20 protein-coding genes and 2 tRNA genes are annotated in these 20,849 nt (G+C 55.2%); 13 read left to right on the plus strand and 9 right to left on the minus strand.

The window, feature by feature from the left end; genetic code table 11:
• Nucleotides 1–64 precede the first annotated feature (64 nt).
• The 5 genes from ACWHWP_RS05625 to folD form a co-directional block, all read right to left on the minus strand.
• On the minus strand, nt 65–586 hold the full coding sequence (locus ACWHWP_RS05625) for a metal-dependent hydrolase (RefSeq protein ID WP_047347221.1): 522 nt from the start codon (nt 584–586) through the stop codon (nt 65–67).
• 72 nt (nt 587–658) lie between these two features.
• Nucleotides 659–1,675, minus strand: coding sequence for a Mal regulon transcriptional regulator MalI (malI, locus tag ACWHWP_RS05630; RefSeq protein WP_059312328.1), 1,017 nt, complete (start codon nt 1,673–1,675; stop codon nt 659–661).
• A gap of 83 nt (nt 1,676–1,758) precedes the next feature.
• A complete protein-coding gene (locus tag ACWHWP_RS05635; RefSeq protein ID WP_059312327.1) occupies nt 1,759–3,258 on the minus strand; it encodes a PTS transporter subunit EIIC in 1,500 nt (499 codons plus the stop codon).
• 282 nt (nt 3,259–3,540) lie between these two features.
• Nucleotides 3,541–3,753, minus strand: a complete 213-nt coding sequence (gene ybcJ, locus ACWHWP_RS05640) for a ribosome-associated protein YbcJ (protein WP_023310640.1) — start codon at nt 3,751–3,753, stop codon at nt 3,541–3,543.
• A gap of 1 nt (nt 3,754) precedes the next feature.
• The gene (gene folD / locus ACWHWP_RS05645) at nt 3,755–4,621 is read right to left on the minus strand and encodes a bifunctional methylenetetrahydrofolate dehydrogenase/methenyltetrahydrofolate cyclohydrolase FolD (protein WP_045328445.1); all 867 of its coding nucleotides are present in this window, start codon (nt 4,619–4,621) and stop codon (nt 3,755–3,757) included.
• A gap of 310 nt (nt 4,622–4,931) precedes the next feature.
• Here folD and fimA point away from each other — a divergent pair, with 310 nt between their 5' ends.
• The 6 genes from fimA (at nt 4,932) to sfmF (ending at nt 10,967) form a co-directional block, all read left to right on the plus strand.
• Complete coding sequence (gene fimA / locus ACWHWP_RS05650; protein ID WP_059312326.1) at nt 4,932–5,495, plus strand: type 1 fimbrial major subunit FimA; 564 nt, start codon at nt 4,932–4,934, stop codon at nt 5,493–5,495.
• Nucleotides 5,496–5,563: 68 nt separating this feature from the next.
• A complete protein-coding gene (fimI, locus tag ACWHWP_RS05655; RefSeq protein WP_047347218.1) occupies nt 5,564–6,109 on the plus strand; it encodes a type 1 fimbrial protein subunit FimI in 546 nt (181 codons plus the stop codon).
• Nucleotides 6,110–6,143: 34 nt separating this feature from the next.
• Complete coding sequence (fimC, locus tag ACWHWP_RS05660) at nt 6,144–6,836, plus strand: type 1 fimbria chaperone FimC (RefSeq protein WP_047347217.1); 693 nt, start codon at nt 6,144–6,146, stop codon at nt 6,834–6,836.
• A 14-nt stretch (nt 6,837–6,850) separates the two neighbouring features.
• The gene (locus ACWHWP_RS05665) at nt 6,851–9,415 is read left to right on the plus strand and encodes a fimbrial biogenesis usher protein (protein ID WP_447855201.1); all 2,565 of its coding nucleotides are present in this window, start codon (nt 6,851–6,853) and stop codon (nt 9,413–9,415) included.
• A gap of 13 nt (nt 9,416–9,428) precedes the next feature.
• Nucleotides 9,429–10,433 carry a type 1 fimbria D-mannose specific adhesin FimH gene (gene fimH / locus ACWHWP_RS05670; RefSeq protein ID WP_047347215.1) on the plus strand — a complete coding sequence of 335 codons (1,005 nt, stop codon included), beginning with the start codon at nt 9,429–9,431 and terminating at the stop codon, nt 10,431–10,433.
• A gap of 9 nt (nt 10,434–10,442) precedes the next feature.
• Nucleotides 10,443–10,967: a fimbria assembly protein gene (gene sfmF / locus ACWHWP_RS05675; RefSeq protein WP_059312323.1), complete on the plus strand. Its 525-nt coding sequence runs from the start codon at nt 10,443–10,445 to the stop codon at nt 10,965–10,967.
• Nucleotides 10,968–11,018: 51 nt separating this feature from the next.
• Here the strand turns inward: sfmF and fimZ are convergent, their stop codons facing one another.
• From fimZ to ACWHWP_RS05690, 3 genes are all read right to left on the minus strand, one after another.
• Nucleotides 11,019–11,651, minus strand: a complete 633-nt coding sequence (gene fimZ, locus ACWHWP_RS05680; protein WP_059312322.1) for a fimbria biosynthesis transcriptional regulator FimZ — start codon at nt 11,649–11,651, stop codon at nt 11,019–11,021.
• Between the two features lie 812 nt (nt 11,652–12,463).
• Nucleotides 12,464–13,180: a helix-turn-helix transcriptional regulator gene (locus ACWHWP_RS05685; RefSeq protein WP_059312321.1), complete on the minus strand. Its 717-nt coding sequence runs from the start codon at nt 13,178–13,180 to the stop codon at nt 12,464–12,466.
• Between the two features lie 24 nt (nt 13,181–13,204).
• Nucleotides 13,205–13,903 carry an EAL domain-containing protein gene (locus ACWHWP_RS05690; RefSeq protein ID WP_447855202.1) on the minus strand — a complete coding sequence of 233 codons (699 nt, stop codon included), beginning with the start codon at nt 13,901–13,903 and terminating at the stop codon, nt 13,205–13,207.
• 279 nt (nt 13,904–14,182) lie between these two features.
• Here ACWHWP_RS05690 and ACWHWP_RS05695 point away from each other — a divergent pair.
• From ACWHWP_RS05695 to yahO, 7 genes are all read left to right on the plus strand, one after another.
• Nucleotides 14,183–14,259 (plus strand) — tRNA-Arg (locus ACWHWP_RS05695).
• A gap of 277 nt (nt 14,260–14,536) precedes the next feature.
• Nucleotides 14,537–14,612 (plus strand) — tRNA-Thr (locus ACWHWP_RS05700).
• Between the two features lie 79 nt (nt 14,613–14,691).
• Complete coding sequence (locus tag ACWHWP_RS05705; protein WP_447855203.1) at nt 14,692–15,522, plus strand: CPBP family intramembrane glutamic endopeptidase; 831 nt, start codon at nt 14,692–14,694, stop codon at nt 15,520–15,522.
• Between the two features lie 356 nt (nt 15,523–15,878).
• Nucleotides 15,879–16,895 (plus strand): iron ABC transporter substrate-binding protein, encoded by a 1,017-nt coding sequence (locus ACWHWP_RS05710; RefSeq protein WP_063429326.1) that lies wholly within the window; start codon nt 15,879–15,881, stop codon nt 16,893–16,895.
• Between the two features lie 24 nt (nt 16,896–16,919).
• Entirely contained in the window at nt 16,920–18,494 is a 1,575-nt protein-coding gene (locus tag ACWHWP_RS05715) for an ABC transporter permease (RefSeq protein ID WP_063429328.1), read from the plus strand.
• A gap of 1 nt (nt 18,495) precedes the next feature.
• Nucleotides 18,496–19,527, plus strand: a complete 1,032-nt coding sequence (locus ACWHWP_RS05720) for an ABC transporter ATP-binding protein (RefSeq protein ID WP_447855204.1) — start codon at nt 18,496–18,498, stop codon at nt 19,525–19,527.
• Between the two features lie 148 nt (nt 19,528–19,675).
• Nucleotides 19,676–19,951 (plus strand): DUF1471 family periplasmic protein YahO, encoded by a 276-nt coding sequence (yahO, locus tag ACWHWP_RS05725; RefSeq protein ID WP_023310654.1) that lies wholly within the window; start codon nt 19,676–19,678, stop codon nt 19,949–19,951.
• A 2-nt stretch (nt 19,952–19,953) separates the two neighbouring features.
• Here yahO and ACWHWP_RS05730 read toward each other — a convergent pair whose 3' ends face one another.
• Nucleotides 19,954–20,817, minus strand: a complete 864-nt coding sequence (locus tag ACWHWP_RS05730; RefSeq protein WP_447855205.1) for an EAL domain-containing protein — start codon at nt 20,815–20,817, stop codon at nt 19,954–19,956.
• Between the last annotated feature and the right edge of the window lie 32 nt (nt 20,818–20,849).

The raw sequence follows: 20,849 nt of genomic DNA on the forward strand, positions 1-20,849 counted from the left end.
AGCCCTCTCCCACAGGGAGAGGGTGCAAACACTAAAAACGGCAACGTGAGTTGCCGTTTTGCTTTTACCTCCGCCTCCACCACAACAACCCCATCAGCACCACACCCGGCAGCCACACCCACATCAGTTCAGAGAGAATGACCTGGTGCCCGTACGGCGTGGTATAGCGCGACAGCGCAAACGGCGCGACCTTGATCACCTGCCACGGCGCAAAGAAGCGTTCATCTGACCACGGCCACAGCCAGCCGACGCCTTTCCCGCCTGTCGTAATGGAGTCCAGCAGGCTGTGCGACAGCAATGACACGGTTAAAAACAGCCAGCACCGCGTAAGGCTTGCCCGGAACCATCGTCGGCCGATCAGCACGCAGAGTATCGGCACCACAAAGGCAAACAGCAGGGAGTGGGTAAAGCCGCGATGGCCGAAAACGTTGCCGTAAGCGACGCCGAACTTAAACGCCAGCACGTCGGCGTCCGGCAGCATGGCGAGGACAATTCCCGCGAACAGCAGGCGGGGAGGGATAACTTTTGTTCCCAGACCTAAGCCCAGGCAAAGCGGAACAGCAGCGTGAGTAATAACGGTAGGCATCGTATTTATCCGTGGCAAATCATGGAACTATAGCAGTGAATGCTACACAGCCGAGCCTGGTTAAATTCTGATTTACGCCGACTCGCGTGCGATGAGCTGCCCGGAGAGCGTAATACGCTGCGTTTGCAGCGTCGGCTCTTTCAGCGTGCGAATAATCAGCCCGGCCGCCTGGCGCCCCGTCTCTTCGCTGGCGGACGAGACGTAGGTAAATGACGGCGAGGTGAGGTTAACGTGCAGCATATCTTCGAAACCGACCAGTGCGACCTGCTGCGTCAGAAACACATCTTTACCCACCGTACGTCCAACCTGATGAATACCGGAGATGGAACCGATCATCGCATCCGGCGAGTGGCAGAGCAGGGCGGTAATGGTGTTGTTTTTTTCCAGCAGCTGGCGGGTGGCGAAACCCGCGGCCAGCGTGTCATCGCTGCAGGCCGGCGAGAATTCATCGCGCCAGACCAGGCCGTTTTGCGTCATCGCGCTGCGAAAGCCGAGCAGGCGCTGCTCGCGGATAAGGCAGCCATCACGCCCGCCAATGTAGGCGATATTACGGTGGCCGCGCTCGATAAGATAACGCACCGCCAGATTTGCCGCCTGGCGATTATCGCGCATCACCAGGTTGCATTTTTCATCCAGCAGGGACTGAGAAACCACCACCAGCGGCAGCGGGCAGCGGCGAATCTGTTCCGGCAGGGTGGACGTGCGGGTGTCCGAGGCCAGATAGATAACCCCGGCGACGCCCTGCTGCTTAAACGACAGCAGGCAGCGCTCAAGATGGTCTGCGTCGTTCTGCGGCTGGCCGAGAAAAACCATATATCCCTGTTTTTCCAGCTCCTGGACGATGCTCGCCATCACCTTGATGGAAAAGCTGTCGCTGAAGTCGCGCAGGATCAGGCCGATAAGATTGGAGGTGTTGGCGCGAAGGTTGGCAGCGGCGACGTTATGAACATAGCCGAGCGTCGTGATGGCGGCATTGACCTTCCCGATCGTCGCCTCTGAGATTTTCCCTTTCTGGCGTAGCACCAGCGAGACGGTAGAGACCGACACGCCCGCGTGCTTTGCGACATCAATAATGCTGACTTTCTTCAAAACCGCTCCCTGAAATTTACCGATAATCAGCCAGATAAGACACGTCTCCAAGCGTACAGGAGACGTGTCTTTCAGGCATCTTATTATTTGCCGATCATGGTGGACATGGTCTGGGCGATAAACTGTGCTCTGGCACCGAAAATCACCTGTATACCGTTGTCGCCGACGAAGACCACGCCGCGCGCGCCGAGCCCGTTCAGGCCGTCTCTGTCTACCGCCTCGCTTTTTGCCACTTCCAGGCGCAGGCGGGTGATGCAGGAGCCGACGGAGTCGATGTTATGCGCTCCGCCCAGCAGGGTGATGATCTCGGTTGCGAGCTCGGAATCTGACTTCTCATCCGCGTTAGCGGTGACTTCCGTGCGGCCCGGCGTTTTCACGTCGAAACGGCGGATCACAAAGCGGAACGTGAAGTAATAGATCAGGCCCATTGGAATGCCGATGATAATGGCATTCAGGAAGTTGGTCTTGTAACCGTTAAAGGATGGCAGGATCCCGAATGACAGATAGTCGATAAAGCCTGCAGAGAACGACTTGGCGATATGCGCATGCAGCAGATACATGGTCATATACGCCAGACCCGCCATGATGGCGTTGAAGACGTAGAGAATCGGCGCCACGAAGATAAAGGTAAACTCAACCGGTTCGGTGATCCCCGTCAGGAAGCAGGTGAGCGCCGCGGAGAACAGAATACCTGCCGCGATTTTCTTGTTCTTCGTATGGGCTTCGTGATACATCGCCAGGCACGCGGCGGGCAGCGCGAACAGCATCAGCGGGAATTCACCCTGCATGAACTTACCGGCGTTCTGATAGGTGTCGCTGCTGAAGGATTTCACCCCTTCTTCCAGCATCTTGAACCAGATGGTCTGGTCGCCGTGGATAACCTGGCCGGCCTGGGTGGTGTAATCCCCGAACGAATACCAGAAAGACGGGTACCAGATATGGTGCAGACCGAGCGGGATCAGCGCGCGCTCCACCAGACCGAAGATAAAGGTCGACGCCGCCTGGTTATCGCCGTTAACCACCACCGAGAGCGCGTCGATACCGGCCTGAATATGCTGCCAGACGTACGGCAGCAGCAGCCCCATCAGGAATGAGAGGAACGCCGTTGCAATCGCCACGAAGCGCTTGCCGGAGAAGAAGCCCAGGAATTCCGGCAGCTGCATGGTGTGGAAGCGGTTATAGCACCAGGCCGCGAGAATACCGCAGATCAGGCCGCCGAAGACGCCCATCTGCAGCGTCGGGATGCCGACGACCATGGCGTATTTTCCGCCCTGAGAGGCCATTTCCGGCGTGATGCTCAGTACGGTGCTGATGGTGATATTCGTGACAAACACCGAGACCGCCGCAGACAGCGCCGCAATGCCGGATTCCGATGCCAGACCGACGGCAGAGCCAATGGCAAACAGCATCGGCAGATTATCAAAGATAACCCCACCCGCGTTCATCATCAGCGGCAAATGAAACTTATCGCCGAAGGCCAGCAGCAGGCCCGCAGCGGGAAGCAGTGAAATTGGCAGCATTAAGGCGCGACCAATCATCGATAACTTAGACAGCGATTTAACAAACCCTGATATCAGACTCATGCTGATTTCCCCCGAGTAGCGCTTTTTTGGCGCTGTTATTGTAAGTAGAACGTTTTAGTAGAACGTTCTACTTATCGTGGGCAAAGAGTGAAAAACGCGCAACCGAATTTTCATTTTTCAACAGATGAAATAGTGATTATTTGAAGTTGATCGATAAATAACCGTGATGGGTATGAGGGGATTGTGAGAGAAATTGCCGGGTGGCGGCTTCGCCTTACCCGGCCTACAAACGGAAACAGTACGTAGGCCCGGTAAGCGCAGCGCCACCGGGCATCAGACGGCTCAGGCCGTAACGGTCACGCTCTGTCCTTCAAAGCTCACGGTCTGGCCCGCGACAATTTTGCAGCGTTTGCGCGTTTCTACCACGCCGTCGACTTTTACTCGCCCGTCGGCGATAACAATTTTCGCCTGCGCGCCGCTTTCGCTCCAGCCTTCCAGCTTCAGCAGATCGCACAGCTCAACGTGCGGATGTTTACCTAATGAAAAAGTCGCCATCTTACGCGTCCTCTACGTCGTGATATTCTTCGCATGCCTGCAACGTATTCTGAATCAGTGTTGCCACGGTCATCGGGCCTACGCCGCCCGGCACTGGCGTGATGTAAGAGGCGCGAGCCGCGGCATCTTCATACACCACGTCGCCGACCACTTTGCCGCTTTCCAGACGGTTAATCCCGACGTCCACGACAATCGCACCCTCTTTAATCCATTCGCCTGGAATAAAGCCCGGCTTACCGACCGCGACGATCAGCAGATCGGCATTTTCTACGTGATGACGCAGGTTTTTGGTGAAGCGGTGGGTGACGGTGGTGGTGCAGCCGGCCAGAAGCAGCTCCATGCTCATCGGACGGCCCACGATATTGGACGCGCCGATAACCACGGCGTTCAGGCCGTAGGTGTCGATGTTATAACGCTCCAGCAGTGTCACGATACCGCGCGGCGTACACGGACGCAGACGCGGCGCGCGCTGGCACAGGCGGCCAACGTTGTACGGGTGGAAACCGTCAACGTCTTTATCGGGTGCGATACGCTCCAGCACCTTCACGTTGTCGATACCTGCCGGCAGCGGCAACTGAACCAGAATACCGTCGATCTCTTTATCGGCATTCAGGGTGTCAATAAGTTCCAGCAGTTCTGCTTCGCTGGTGGTTTCCGGCAAATCGTAAGAGCGGGAGACGAAGCCGACCTCTTCACACGCTTTGCGCTTGCTGCCGACATAAATCTGCGATGCCGGGTTGCTGCCAACCAGCACAACGGCCAGCCCGGGGGCGCGTTTTCCGGCGGCTTTACGCGCCTTCACTTTTTCCGCGACCTCAGAGCGCACCTGCTGCGCAATCGTTTTACCGTCAATAATCTTTGCTGCCATCAGAGAGAAGATTCCGTCTGTAACGTTTGAAAGGGGGGATTGCCTGTATTTTGTCAGAAGCGAGCGCCGCTGTCAGTCACCCTTTACGCGTTTTTATCAGTGAGGCGCAAAAACCCTTCTTAACGGATGGTCAATTTCCTAGGCGGGATTAGGATGTGACCTGGCGAAATGGCAGCGTTTTGACATATTTAAAAAACGCGTCCTGAGCTACTTTGTCTCCTCCGAAATAAGCTTTCAATTAATCAATTGAACGTATTTCTTATTCCCGATTATTCGCGGGAAGGGTTATTTACATTTTAAAGGAATAGACATGAAACTCAGCAACATTGCTTCTACTGTTATTGCTACATTGGCCCTGGTTGCGGGTGCCGCAAATGCAGCAGATCCTGCTACCCCGGTTTCCGTAAATGGCGGTACCGTACATTTTAAAGGTGAGCTGGTTAATGCTGCTTGTTCAGTAAATACTGATTCTTCCGAGCAGACCGTTAATCTGGGTCAGTATCGTACCGCGAAATTCACTAAAGTGGGCGACACCACCTCCAATATTCCATTCAATATTGAACTGAACGATTGCGATCCGCTGGTAGCCAAAACCGCAGCCGTTGCGTTCACCGGTCAGATCGACCCAACCGACAAAACTCTGCTGGCAGTGTCTTCCGGCAGCAACGACAACACCGCGAAGGGCGTAGGTATCGAGATCCTCGACAGCAAATCCAGCGTTCTGACGCCGGACGGTGCAACCTTCTCTGCCGCGCAGACGCTGATCGAAGGGACTAACACCCTGAAGTTCACCGCGCGTTATAAATCAACGGCTGCGACCACCGAGCCAGGCCAGGCAAATGCTGACGCCACCTTCGTAATGAAATACGAGTAATTCCTCCGCACAGGGATGTTCAGGCCTCACGGATGAGGCCCGTCATACGCAAATGCCAGGAACGAAGGATGACAAGGACCGGAACACTACTGCTGTTAACCCTTGCGATGGCTGGCCCGGTATCGGCGCATACCGTGGTGATCGAAGGCGGCAAAGTGCATCTCAGAGGTGAACTGGTGAACGGCGGCTGCGCCGTGGCGCCGGATAGCCAGAATATGCGCATCGACATGGGGCAGTACCGAACCAATTCATTTTCCGGTGTGGGCAGCTTTTCCACCGTAAATGTGCCTTTCACCGTGCGGCTGCTGGACTGCAGCGTTGATGTTTCGCGCACCGTGGGGATCCAGTTTCAGGGCGTCACGCCCGCAGAAGATCCGCAGGTCTTTCTGGCGACATCGCGGCCGGGTGAAACACCTGTCAGCAGCGGCGTTGGGCTGGCGCTCTTTGACGAACAGCAGCGTCAGATTATCCCGAATGCCACGGCCGTTAGCTGGCTGCCGGTCGATACCCGCGAGCTGGCGTTCCATTTTAGCGCCCGCTATCGGGCTATTTCCGAACACCTCGAGCCAGGCAAAATTCAGTCGGATGTCTGGTTTACGCTGATTTATCCATAACACCTGCGAACACAATATTAAAGGTACGGTTGTGATGAATACCCTAATTAAACCAGGACTTTTTTTATCGTTTATTTTGATGATGGTTTCTGCATGCGCGAATGCGTCCGGCGGTATTGCGCTGGGGGCCACGCGCGTTATTTACCCGGCCGACGCGAAGCAAACATCGCTGGCGATCACCAACAGCAACAAACAAGAACGCTATTTAATTAACGCATGGATCGAAAATGCGAACGGGCAAAAAGAAAAAACCTTTGCCGTCACCCCGCCATTGTTTGTGAGCGAGCCGGACAGCGAAAACACGCTGCGTATTATTTACGCCGGACCTGCACTGCCTGCCGATCGCGAATCGCTCTTTTACATGAACGTGAAGGCGATCCCGTCAGTAAATAAAGCCAAAACTGAAAACAATAACGTGCTGCAGCTGGCTATCCTCTCGCGCATCAAGCTGTTTGTGCGCCCGAACAACCTGGCGATGCAGCCGGAAGAGGCGCTTTCCCAGCTGCGGTTTGAGCGTGCCGGCAACCATCTTAAAGTCAGCAACGCGTCTCCGTATTACATCACCTTGGTCAACGTGAAGCTGGGCGGACAGACGCTGGATAACCTGATGGTTGCGCCGAAAAGCTCGGCGCAGCAGGTGCTGCCAGCCGGTGCCGGCGGCACGCTTTCCTGGCAGAGCGTGAATGACTACGGTGCCATCACGCCGGCGCGTAGCGTTAACCTGTGAGCAGAGTTAGGGCGATGAAAAACCACCAGGGACGTTACTGCCCAGTTGCACTGGCGCTGATGGCGGCGCTCTGGCCGCAGGCTGGCTGGAGCGAAAGTTATTTCAACCCGGCCTTCCTGTCCGACGACGCCGCCAGCGTGGCGGATTTGTCGCGTTTTGAACAAGGACACCAGCAGGCACCCGGCGTTTATCGCGTGGATATCTGGCGTAACGATGAGTTTATCGGTACCCAGGACGTGCGTTTTGAGCAGGCCGACAACACGCCGCCGGTGGCGGGAGGGTTGTCGCCGTGTATTACCCGCGCGATGCTCGACCGCTTTGGCGTCAATGCCGCGGCGTTTCCCGAGCTGGCTAACGTGCAGGGCGAGACCTGCGTTCCGCTGACTACGGCCATTCCCGGCAGCGAAACGGTGTTCAACTTTGCCTCGCAGCGTTTGAACGTCAGCCTGCCGCAGGTGGCTTTGCAGAACAGCGCCCGGGGCTACATTCCGCCTGAACAGTGGGATGAAGGCATCCCCGCCGCACTGGTGAACTACAGCTTCACGGGCAACCGGGGAAGCGAGGACGATAGCTACTATCTGAACCTGCAAAGCGGGTTGAACTACGGCGCCTGGCGTTTACGTAACAACAGCGCGTGGCGCTACACGCAGAATAACGGGCAGCGGCACAGCGAGTGGCAGAATATTGGCACCTGGGCGCAGCGCACCGTTATTCCGCTGAAAAGTGAACTGGTGCTGGGCGACAGCAATACCGGAAATGACGTTTTCGACAGCGTGGGCTTTCGCGGCGGTCGGCTCTTCTCGTCGGACAGCATGTATCCGGACAGCCTTCAGGGCTACGCACCGACCGTGCGCGGAATTGCCCGGACGCCCGCCAAGGTGGTGGTGCGTCAGAACGGCTACGTTATCTATCAAAGCTACGTGCAGCCGGGCGCATTTGCCATTACCGACCTCAACCCGACCTCCTCAAGCGGTGACCTTGAGGTGACGGTCGAAGAGAAAGACGGCTCCCCGCAGCGCTATACCGTGCCGTACTCCACCGTGCCGCTCCTGCAGCGTGAAGGGCGCTGGAAGTACGACCTCGTCGCGGGGGATTACCGCAGCGGTAATAGCGATCAGGATACGCCGTTCTTCACCCAGGGCACCCTGATTACCGGCCTTGCCAACGGCTATACGCTTTACGGCGGGACGCAGCTGGCGTCACGCTATACCGCGGTGGCCATCGGGGCCGGTAAAAACCTCGGCGACTGGGGCGCGGTCTCGCTTGATATCACCCATGCCCGCAGCCAGCTCGCGGACGACAGCAAACATGAAGGGCAGTCTCTGCGCTTCCTCTACGCGAAATCCCTTAACGGCTTCGGCACCAACTTCCAGCTGCTGGGCTACCGCTACTCCACAAAAGGGTTTTATACCCTGGACGATGTCGCCTGGCGCTCGATGGAAGGCTATCAGTATGCCGACAGCCAGGACGATAACGATGTGCCGGACGTGCAGAGCTATCACAACCTGACGTGGAATAAAAAAGGCCGCTTCCAGCTCAACGTTTCTCAGTCGCTGGGAGATTACGGCTCGGTGTACATCTCCGGCAGCGAGCAGACCTACTGGGGAACGGACGAGACGAACCTCTGGTATCAGCTGGGGTATGCGGGTGGCGTGAAGGGGGTTAACTACTCCGTTTCGTTATCGTGGAACAAATCCGTCGGGATCGACGGTACTGACCGGATCGCGTCGTTTAACGTTTCCGTGCCGTTCAGCCTCTTTACCCGCCAGGGCTATCGCCGGGACAGCGCCATCGACAGGGCCTACGCCACGGCATCCGCCAGCCGAAACAGCGATGGCGACACAAGCTGGCAGACCGGGGTCAGCGGCACGCTGCTGGAGGATCGCAACCTGAACTACAGCGTGACCCAGGGACACGCCAGCTCCAACGGCTCAAGCGGGAGCGCCAGCGCCAACTGGCAGGCGACCTACGGCACGCTGGGCGTGGGCTACAACTACAGCCGCGACCAGCACGATCTCAACTGGCAGCTCTCCGGCGGGGTGGTCGGCCATGCTGACGGCGTGACCTTTAGCCAGCCGCTGGGCGACACCAACGTGCTGATCAAAGCCCCGGGGGCATCAGGCGTTAGCGTCGAAAACCAGACCGGCGTAAGAACCGACTGGCGAGGCTATGCGGTGATGCCGTATGCCACCGTCTACCGCTATAACCGCGTGGCGCTGGATACCAACACCATGAGCAACAACACCGATATCGAAAATAACGTGAGCAGCGTGGTGCCGACCAAAGGTGCGCTGGTGCGCGCCAGCTTCGATACCCGCATTGGCGTGCGCGCCCTGCTGACGGTGACGCGCGGCAACCAGCCCGTGCCGTTCGGCGCGGTGGTCCGTGAAACCCAAAGCGGCGTGACCAGCATGGTGGGGGATGACGGACAAATATACCTGAGTGGGCTGCCGCTGGAAGGCGAACTGCTGATCCAGTGGGGCGACGGGGCGCAGTCCCAGTGTCGCGCTCACTATCGCTTATCGCCTGAAAGCCAGAACCAGGCCATTACCATGGCGGGGGCAAGCTGTGATCGTTAACGAGGTTCTAAAGATGCGCATTGTACGCAACGTAATGGGCTTTGCGCTGCTCTGCAGCGTGATGCCCGCATGGGCAACGGTTTGCCAGAACTCCACTGGCGTGGCGAAGGATATCTCCTACGATCTCTCAAACGTTTTTAACAGCTCCAACAACAAACCGGGGCAAATAGTGACCCTTGCGCAAAAGTCCGGGCTGGTCGGCGTCAATGCTATCTGTCCCAAAGGAACTAGCGGGAAGTCCACGATGCGCAGCTACGTCACCAGTCTGCCGGTAACGACGGTGATTGATAGCTATAAGTATGTGCAGCTGAACGACTACCTGGATGGCGCAATGCAGATCCACGATGACTTCGCGGGTACGTTCTACCCGCCAGCCAACTATATCCAGATGGGGCAGCACCCTAATGTTCCGAATAACAAAGCGTTTCCGGTTACCGACTCGAAGCTGGTCTTTCGCCTGAGAGTCACGCGGCGGTTTATCAATATGGTGGTGATCCCTCAGCAAACCATGTTCCGGGTGTATGTGACGACCACGACATCGGACCCACTGAATACGCCGGTGTATACCATCAGCTATAGCGGTACCATTCAGGTACCGCAGAGCTGCGCGATAAATGCCGGGCAGGTGGTGGAGTTTGATTTTGGCGATATTGGCGCATCGCTGTTCAGCCAGGCGGGTGCCGGTAATCGTCCCCAGAAAGTCTCGCCGCAGAGTAAAACCATTGCGATTAAGTGTACGAACGTGGAGGCCAACGCTTATCTGACGATGCGCATCGAGGCGGAAAAAGTCTCTGGCAACGCGCTGATCTCCGATAACCCCGATCTGGGTTTTGTGGTGGCGAACGACAGCGGTGCCCCTCTGACGCCTAACAACCTGAACAGCAAAATACCGTTCCGCCTGGACGACAGCGCGCAGGCGCAGGTAGGGATTCGGGTATGGCCGGTGAGCATTACGGGGAATAAACCCGCAGAAGGCCGCTTCACCTCTCGCGGCTATCTTCGCGTGGATTACGATTAAGGGGGAGAGATGCGGAACTGGAAAGGACATTTCACTGCGGTGGCCCTGGCGATGTTTCAGGCAAACGCGTGGTCAGCCACCGCGCTGGGCGAGATCAATATTCAGATGTCCGGCAACATTGTCGATTTCACCTGCGTCGCGGAGGGCAGCGATAGCGACAAGACCGTTACGCTGGGCACCTGGCCGACGAAACAGCTCGGCTCCACCGGGAGCCGCACGCAGCCCATGCCGTTTACGCTGAAGCTGACCGGCTGCCCGCCGGGGGCGGCGTCCATTACGTTTTCGGGTAAAGCCGACGGCAGCAACAGCGGTTTGCTGGCACTGAATGATGCCAGCACAGCAAGCCGTGTCGCCGTGGAGATCAGGGATGCGGATAAAACGCGTCTGGCTCTCCAGCAGGCCAGCCAGCCGGTTTCGGTTGATGCGCAGGGGAATGCAACGTTGTCGTTTTATGCCAATTATATCGCCACTGCCGATAATCCTCAGCCCGGACGGGCTGATGCAGATGCGACCTTCATGATTAATTATAATTAGCACTGACCGCACTCCCTGAAGCTCAGATAAGCTGCAGGGAGTGAATTCAGGTTATAGCAGTTCGTGTGCTTTGGCGTAATCAATTAATTCCACGATACTTTGCACACCCAGCTTGGAATAAATATTGGATTTGTGCGCGCTAATGGTCTTGTTGCTTAATAGTAGCTGTTCAGCAATTTCCTTATTGGATAATCCATTCGCCAGATACCGTAATACCGTGACCTCGCGATTCGATAATGGCATATCGGTTGCCATTCCTTTTCCTGAACCCGAATGGTTTATAAAATTCAACGTTTCCGACGGGAAAAAAGAATAGCCCATCAGGATCATCTCTACGGCGTTGTAGATCTCACCTAAATCTTTTCTTTTACTGACAAAACCATTTGCCCCGGCGCGAATGGCGCGACCTGCGTAAAATATCTCTGATTTAGATGAGAGGAACAGAACCTTAATGCTCTTGTTTAAGTTTCTGATTCTCTTCAGTAAATCGAAGGCATCCGTGCCCGTGAGTTCAATGTCAAGGATCACCAGATCGATAGGGTGATTGCGGATACAGTCAAGGACTTCATGGCTATCGCCAGACTTAAGCTTGACTGCGATATTTTTATTTTTCTGTAGCAGGACTTCTATCGACATTCTGACGATAGGATGTTCGTCCATAATGATAACGGATGCCGGTTTCATTTTTAATGCCTCAGATTGTTAAAAGCGTTATGCAGAGTTTGGTAAAACTCTCGAAATGCCGGAAGGATATAATGTGCAGATCCCTATATCGTAGTATTTCCCTGGAAAGAGCGAAAGCATCCTTGTTTACGTAATGAAAAGAACTATGCCTCAGCGCGGTCATCTCATTTGGCTGGTGTTGGCAAAAAGGTTTTTCTTATTCAGATTTGGTACGCATCTTATTATACAGGGTAAGTTTTTTCCGAAAACCCTGTAAATTAATCTCCGCTTATGGGTTTGTATTATGTTCTGGATCTGAATCGCTATTATTTTAAAATTAGCGGAAATATCCTGTTATCCCATTTACTGCATTTTTTCATCTTTATGTAATAACAAAAAATAACAGATATCTCTGTATGTTGATCAATTGTTAATAGAAATACCCCTCATTTCAGGGGGCGACTCCGCAGCGGACAGGCGAAAAATTGCCCTCGCAGGCCGGCAGGCCTTCATCTGAAAGTGCTCCGGTTGACCTTGAGAACAGCGTTTGCTGCACAGGAGAACATGCTGTCCGCTTCGTTTTTTACTCCCAGGGGAACTCGCTAAGCTGCTTGTTTTTACATCATTATCATCTTGTTAACGCTATCTGCATTCACTTAACGGATGGAGGAAAGTGCTGCCGTTCATTCAATTTGTGGCATTTCACAAGGTTCGAGCCCGTAAATTAGGAATAGTTATAATTTCGATTTTTTTGTTAATAATTAACATTTTTGCAACGCGAATGGTAAGTAATTTCCTAAACCTCTTTAGGAAATAAGGGGTTAGAGCGTGCGTTAAAACGTGCAGTCTGAAAGATTATTAAGAAGGTGTAGCAATTCCTGGCGATGGCTCAGCCCCAGTTTCAGCAGGATGCAGCTGAGGCGATAAATAATGCGGCTGTAGGGACGATTCTGCATCAGGGCAATCTGGCGCAATGTCCTGCCCCGTGAGAGCTCCTGCAGGATGGGCCATTCGTTGCGGGAGAACCAGTCCTTGTCGGAACCCAGCGGGGGGCTGGTATCCAGCAGGCTGTGCTGGAGCGCTGCGGCGTTCAGCTGACGTTCGAGCACATGAAAAGGCCCTGCCGCTTTGCAGAAGAGGCGGGTGTCGTAATTATCGGCCCGGACGAGCAGCCAGGGCGTCAGGAAAGGCGGGAACAGGCTATGCCTTCTCAGCTGATCCAGTTTTTCCAGCAGCCCCGTGGAGCGGCTTTCAATATCCACGACCAGACGGGCTGAAGGCCACTGCGTCTGGGCGACAAGGGCGTCGTCGAGCGTGGCAAAGTCGCAGCAGCTGCTCAGGGGAAACTGGCCGTTGAGAAAACCGGTGCGCAGGAAGTGATCCTCCGTCACCAGAATGATAAACGGGGCGTCTGTTTTGCGGGGCTGGCTGATGGACTGGCTCAAAAATTCGAGCCGGTCGAAAAAGGGGGGAGCGAAAGGTGAGCGCGTAAATCCCAGTGCATCACTTCCCGTACGCCGCCGCCGGTAACGGCGCACTGTCATTCGCATGGCCTCCCTCCTGGAAATGGCGCTTTAATCCTCCGGCCATGTCCAGGACGGCCAGTAATACCCCTGGCCGAGATCTGCGCCTGCCTGCTGTGCCCAGGTGCGATCGCGTTCAGTCTCAATACCTTCGATAAGCACTTTCCCGGCAAGCTGAAAGCAAAGGGAAACCAGTTGCCTCAGCGCAGGGGTATCGCGTAAACGCCAGAATGCTTCCTTATCTATTTTGATGCCGCTTAACGGGAGTCGGCAGGCTAAAAACGACTGCACTAAGACATCATCCACGTCATCCAGCCAGATTGCGTGCCCCTGTTTTCTGAGCAGCAGCAGATTCTGAATGACGCGCTGCTTCTGCGCGACGGATAGCGCCAAAAAAGCCGCGGGGTCGACAATCTCAATATTGAGCGGTGCGGCTGGCAACCTGATAAGCCGCTGAAAAGACGCAGGCTCCGTCAGGACGGTTATCGGCAGATTAATAAAAAGGTTATGACCGCGCGGCGTATTTTTTAACGCGGCTAGCTGCGCTTCAAGCAGCGTTATGGACCAGAGTGCAGAGCGATCGTAAAAAAAGTCCTCAGCGTGCCGCGACGCGGACAGGACGCTGAGAACCTCTACACCCACCTGACGCAAGGAGGCGAGGGCGACGATGGGCTCAAGCTTAATGCCGACGATGTCCTGAGAAACGTACTGTAACCGGGGGGGCGAATCTATCGGGTTTTGCGCTGTCACTCCATTGTCCTGTTGTCTGTCAGCCTCCAGGCGGCCGGGATACCAGGCTCTAGTGTGACGAGCTGACGTACAGGAAAACAGCAGGCGTTACTTAAATGCAACTAAGCCTTTTCGCAGCACGAAATTGTACGGGAGAAAAGCGGGGGAATGGAGAAAAAACAGCCATATTTACAATCAACTAGCCCTAATCAGGCCAGAAAACGGAAAAGGCATTGACTCACCTGCCATTGACCGTATAATTCTTCGCGTTTCACCGCCGCGAAGTTCACTCTTCTCAGTGCGCCCTTAGCTCAGTTGGATAGAGCAACGGCCTTCTAAGCCGTAGGTCGTAGGTTCGAATCCTACAGGGCGTGCCATTTAGTCTCAGCGTGTAATCCAGCCCATTCTTCCCCTGACCGACCAACCGCTACCGATCCCTGTGCCTGATTTTAACCGTCGGATTTGCATGGTTAATTCCAGATGTGTATCATTCTGCACCCGGCCCGGGAGCCTGTCGGTGAGAACGTTTGTTCCATCATCGGCCGGCCATTGGCATCGTTCCAGCCAGGGCCACCATACCGCCACTAGCTCATCGGGAAGAGCGACAACCAGGATGTTGTAGTACGGGGTTCGAGGCTCCGGTGGCGGACCAACGCCGACTTAGCTCAGTAGGTAGAGCAACTGACTTGTAATCAGTAGGTCACCAGTTCGATTCCGGTAGTCGGCACCATATTTATGGCTTCCCCGCGGGATGCCTCCGGCACGACATGCCTTTTCACTGTTGTATATACCGGTCATGAAGGACAAATATGTGGTATCTACTCGCAACTTCGCTTGCCGCACTTTCCCTTAATAAAAGCCTGGCCTACCTGTTGCTGGGGTTAACGGCATTTCTCGGCTGGAAACAGGGCGTTCTGGACGCCCCGGCGCTGCTGGTGATTGCATCAATCGTTATTGGCTGGTCTGTTGTTGAATGGCTACGTAATAAAAATAATAAATATACTTATCTGGTCGAAGGCCTGTGCGTGGTCATCGCCGTTGCCCTGGTGATGCATGTGCTCCCGGGCTTCCATAACCCCAAAGTGCTGGATGCCGTCGTTGTTGGTCCGCAAAGTATACCGTTCAGCATGTACTTTAATATGGACAAGGCCGTGGTGCCGTTCTTTTTAATTACGTGCATGCCAACGCTATTCGTAGCAAAACCCCTCTATAAAGCGGGCAAGATTGGCTGGGGAATATTGGTTCTTGCGATACCCGCGCTGTTACTTTTGGCTGTTGCGTTGGGCGGGCTGAGAATTGAGATGCATGCGCCAGAATGGTTCGCTCAATTTGCCCTTGCGAATATTTTCTTCGTCTCTTTGGCCGAGGAAGCTTTGTTCAGAGGCTACCTGCAGCAGCGCTTGTCCCGGATTATTCATCCTGTTGCCGCGCTGCTGATTGCCTCAGTCATCTTTGGGCTGATGCATTACAGCGGCGGTTTACTGCTGATTATTTTTGCCAGCCTCTCCGGCATTATTTACGGCCTGGCGTGGATGTGGAGCGGCAGGCTCTGGGTTGCAACGTTATTCCATTTTGGGCTGAACTGCGTGCATTTACTGTTCTTCACCTATCCGATGTATGCCCCCCACGCGGCGATGTGATGCGTTTTTAAATAGTAGTCTAATAATTTGGCTCCTTCTGGATAAACATAAAAAGCCCCGAAATATCGGGGCTTTTTTATATATGCTGGGCGCTTAAATAAAAAATTTTACTTCGCGGTAGAATGAATAGAAGGCTAATGAATTTCATTGCAGGGAGGCTTAAGGTTTTCTTAATCTAAATATTATCCCGGATTTAAATCTGGATTTTTATCATTTCAAACTCCGCAATAAAGAAATTTTACACTTTTACGTTTAAACTCGATTGATACTAATTATCATTAGCGTTGTTGTATGCTTTAATCCTGTCCCACAAAGCTATGAGTAGTTACTCCCGTTGGTCTATTAAGGATATGTTCATGAATTCTCGCCTGCTGTCCTGCTTCTCGCTTGCCTTGTTGTCTTCATCACTTTTCCTTTCCACACAGTCGGTTGCTGCCGATAACAGCGAAGGTATCGTTGTTTATAACGCGCAGCATGAAAACCTGGTGAAGTCGTGGGTTGACGGTTTTACCAAAGAAACCGGCATCAAAGTGACATTGCGTAACGGCGATGACAGCGAGCTGGGTAACCAGCTGGTTCAGGAAGGTAGCGCATCCCCGGCGGACGTCTTCCTGACCGAGAACTCGCCGTCGATGGTGCTGGTGGATAACGCCAACCTGTTTGCGCCGCTGGATGCAGACACCCTGAAGCAGGTACCGGCAGAATATCGTCCGGCGCACGGTCGCTGGATTGGCATCGCTGCCCGCAGCACGGTGTTTGTCTACAACCCGGAAAAACTGAGTGAACAGCAGCTGCCAAAATCGCTGATGGACCTGGCAAAACCGGAGTGGAAAGGCCGCTGGGCGGCATCACCGTCAGGCGCGGATTTCCAGGCCATCGTGAGCGCAATGCTGGCCCTGAAAGGCGAGCAGGCTACCCTGGAATGGCTCAAGGCGATGAAAGCCAATTTCGTTGCCTATAAAGGCAACAGCACCGTGATGAAGGCGGTCAATGCCGGCCAGATTGATGGCGGCGTCATTTATCACTACTACCGCTTTGTCGATCAGTCCAAAACGGGCGAAAACAGCAAAAACACCCAACTCTACTACTTCAAACACCAGGATCCGGGCGCGTTTGTTAGCCTCTCTGGCGGCGGCGTGCTGGCGTCCAGCAAACACAAAGCGCAGGCGCAGGCCTTCATCAAATACATTACCGGTAAAGAAGGTCAGGAAAGCCTGCGTACCAACAATGCCTTCGAATACGCCGTGGGCGTGAACGCGGCCTCAAACCCGAAACTGGTTCCGCTGAAGGATCTTGATGCGCCGAAAGTTGAACCTTCATCGCTCAACAGTAAAAAAGTGATCGAGCTGATGACGCAGGCCGGCCTGCTGTGATCCTGAGAGTGAAGTGAAGGTCTTATGTCTGGTCTGAGTCTCGACATCGGAAAAAACAGAGTGCAGGAGCCTGCCCGCAGGCGTCCTGCACTGCCGATGGTTGCGTTAGCTGTATTGTTTTCATTGATGGCGCTTCTGCCTTTGGGCTTTATCATTGCCATTGGCATTGAGACGGGTTGGGAAACCATTAAGGCGCTGGTGTTCCGCCCGCGCGTGGCTGAGTTGCTCAGCAACACGCTGTGGCTGACGGCTTTAGCGGTGCCGCTCTGTATCGTGACGGGCGTAGCCATAGCCTGGCTCACCGAGCGCACGCAGCTTGCCGGGCGGGGGATCTGGTCTGCGCTGGCGGTCGCCCCGCTGGCGATCCCGGCGTTTGTGCAAAGCTATGCCTGGGTGAGCGTTGTCCCGTCAATGCACGGGCTTTCCGCGGGCGTGTTCCTCTCCGTTCTTGCCTACTATCCGTTTATCTACATGCCGGTTGCGGCGGTGCTGCGCCGCCTTGACCCGACGCTTGAGGACGTTGCCGCGTCGCTCGGCACTCCGCCGTGGCGGGTCTTTTTCCGCGTGGTGTTGCCGCAGCTCAAGCTGGCTATCTGCGGCGGCGCGCTGCTGGTGGCGCTGCACCTGCTGGCGGAATATGGCCTGTACGTGATGATCCGCTTTGATACCTTCACCACGGCGATTTATGACCAGTTCCAGTCAACCTTCAGCGGCCCGGCAGCGAACATGCTGGCGGGCGTGCTGGCCCTGTGCTGCCTGGCTATCCTGGTGCTGGAAGGCGTGACGCGCGGAAAAGCGCGCTACGCGCGCATTGGTGCCGGGGCCGCGCGCGAGCAGAAACGCTGGCCGCTGAAGCCTGCGGCCGCCGCGCTGGGTCAGCTGTTTTTCATCGTGCTGATCGTGCTGGCGCTGGGCGTGCCGTTAATTGTTCTGTGCCGCTGGATTTGGCTCGGCGGCGTGCAAAACTGGATGAGCGCCGATCTCTGGCACTCGCTGCGCCAGACGCTGATGCTCGGCGTGGGCGGAGCCCTGCTCACGACGGCATGCGTGATCCCCATCGCGTGGCTCGGCATTCGCTACCCGCACCGCATTTTCCGGATGCTGGAAGGGTGCATTTATATCACCAGCTCGCTGCCGGGCATTGTCACGGCGCTCGCCCTGGTCACCGTCACCATTCATTACGCCCGTCCCATTTACCAGACGGAAATTACCCTGTTCCTTGCCTACCTGCTGATGTTTATGCCCCGTGCGCTCATCAACCTGCGGGCGGGGATTGCGCAGGCGCCGGTCGAGCTTGAAAACGTGGCGCGCAGCCTGGGCAGCACGCCGGCGAAGGCGCTCTGGAGCGTCACGATGCGGCTGGCCGCGCCGGGTGCGGCGGCGGGAGCCGCGCTGGTGTTCCTTGGCGTCAGCAACGAGCTGACCGCCACCCTGCTGCTCTCCCCGCTGGGAACGCGCACGCTCTCCACCGGATTCTGGGCGCTGACCAGTGAAATTGACTATGTGGCTGCCGCGCCATACGCGATGCTGATGATCCTGATTTCACTCCCGCTGACCGCCATTCTCTATATGCAGTCGAAGAAAATTGCAGGGCTATGACATGCTTGAATTAACCGCCATTTCTAAATCGTTTTCTGACGTGCAGGTGCTCGACAGCTTAAACCTGAGCGTTGCGCCGGGGAGCAGGACGGCGATTGTCGGGCCATCCGGGTCGGGTAAAACCACTTTGCTGCGTATTCTTGCCGGTTTTGAAACGCCCGACACGGGGCGCATTGTCATGCAGGGGAGAACGCTGTTTGATGAAAACAACTTTGTTCCCGCCCACCTGCGCCGGATCGGTTTTGTTCCTCAGGAGGGCGCGCTGTTCCCGCACCTCAATGTGGCAGACAACATTGCCTGGGGGCTGGACGGTACCCGCCACGAGAAGCGCCAGCGCGTTGAGGCGCTGATGGAGATGGTCTCTCTGGACAGGCAGCTCGCGACGCACTGGCCCCATGAGATTTCCGGCGGTCAGCAGCAGCGCGTGGCCCTTGCCCGCGCGCTGGCCCAGCGTCCTTCACTGATGCTGCTGGATGAACCTTTCTCGGCGCTGGACACCGGCCTGCGCGCCATGACCCGTAAAGCCACGGCCGATCTGCTGGCTGAAGCGGGCGTGGCCTCGATTCTGGTCACCCACGATCAGAACGAAGCGTTGTCCTTTGCCACGCAGGTCGCGGTCATGCGTTCCGGGCGCTTCACCCAGGTCGGGACGCCTTATGACGTCTACACCCGTCCCGTTGATGAAGAGACGGCGCTGTTTCTTGGCGATGCGCTGATCCTGCCTGCAGAGCTCACCGCGGGCTACGCCGTGTGCGCGCTGGGCGAAGTGCCTACGGATAACGCCCATGCGACAGGGCAGGGCAAGGTTATGCTGCGGCCAGAGCAGCTGAGCGTGACGGCATGTGCCTCGCATGAAAGCCCAATCTCGATTCTTGATGTGGACTTCACCGGCCAGCTGTCGACGCTCACCCTTGCGTTAGCCGGAGAGCAACAGCCTGTGATTCTGAAGACCGTAAGCCAGCCTGGCTGGAACCCGGGCACCGCGGTACGTATTGATATTGCTGGCACCGCGCGGGTATTCGAATATTCTTAATATCCGTTAGTAATTTCATGCAACGGGTTGTTATAAAAGAATTTTCCCGAACGTATGGCATTTCCTCAGATTCTCTACCATGCTCATAAAACCTCACCATACGAGTGAGGTTTTTTGTAGTTGCTGATTAATCTCAAGGAAAAAGGTTATGAAAAAGACGACTGCTATTTTGTTGGGAACGGCGTTACTGTTTACGACCAATGCTTTTGCTGCACAGCTGCTCACTAAAAGCGAGTTCAAGAAGGTTGCGTCTCAGTATAAAAAAATCGGTACGGTAAACACCTCAAATGAGGTATCGGTTGATGATGCAAAAAAAGAACTGATTGAAAAAGCCGATAAAAAAGGCGCGGATGTCCTGGTGCTTACTTCCGGGAATACCAACAATAAAATTCACGGTACGGCCAATATTTACAAGAAAAAATAATGTCATTGCATCCACCCCTCGGTTGGGGTGGTTGTTCGCTCCTCCTGGTTAGCTATCCTGATGAGCTCATCAGCTTGAACCGGACGGCAGAAGTAGTATCCCTGTAAGAAATCACACCTGTTGAGCCGTAGATAGTCCGCCTGATGTTGGGTTTCAACACCCTCGGCGATAATACGCAGATCCATCTTTTTAGCCAGTTCAATCAGGCTCTCCATAAGACGTGTATCGCCATGTTCTCCTATCTGGCTGACAAACAGCCTGTCTATTTTGATGTACTCAGGAGCCAGAGCGTGGATATAGGCAAGATTGGAATACCCTGTTCCAAAGTCGTCCAGCGCAAGTGAAATGGGCAATCGCCGCAGCGCCGCAAACCACTCGCTTAACTGCGGTGTGACATGCAGCGGGTGTTTTTCAGTAATCTCGATTATCAGCCGCACATGGCGGGTGGCAAGCTTTTGTAAAAGCGCCACGGTGTCTGATTCAAAATGGGGATCGAGACAGTTAGAGGGGCTCAGGTTCAGGCTGACGTAAAGCCCCTCAGGAAAAAGATGGATCTGATGCTGAAGATCGGTAATGACCTGCTGAATCAGATGATGCGTCAGCATAGCAATGAGGCTGTGCTTCTCCGCGAGGGGAATGAAGGTATCCGGCGCGACGTTGCCGTAAAGCGGGTGCTTCCATCTGGCGAGTACCTCAATTCCCGCCATCCGCCCCGTCTGGCTGTCGTAAAAGGGCTGATAAACCGGCACGATCTGGTGCTGAGCGATAGCCTCAACCAGCGTTCTTGCCGTGACGTGTGCGAAAAACGGCGTCATCAGTGAGCGTATGCCGGAGAGGAATCCTGGGGGGCGTTTAGGTGTTGTCATTCTCGCGAGTCCTTTAGCGTGCGGTAGCCATG

Source organism: Enterobacter sp. WI-ESBL-E8, from assembly GCF_053364895.1.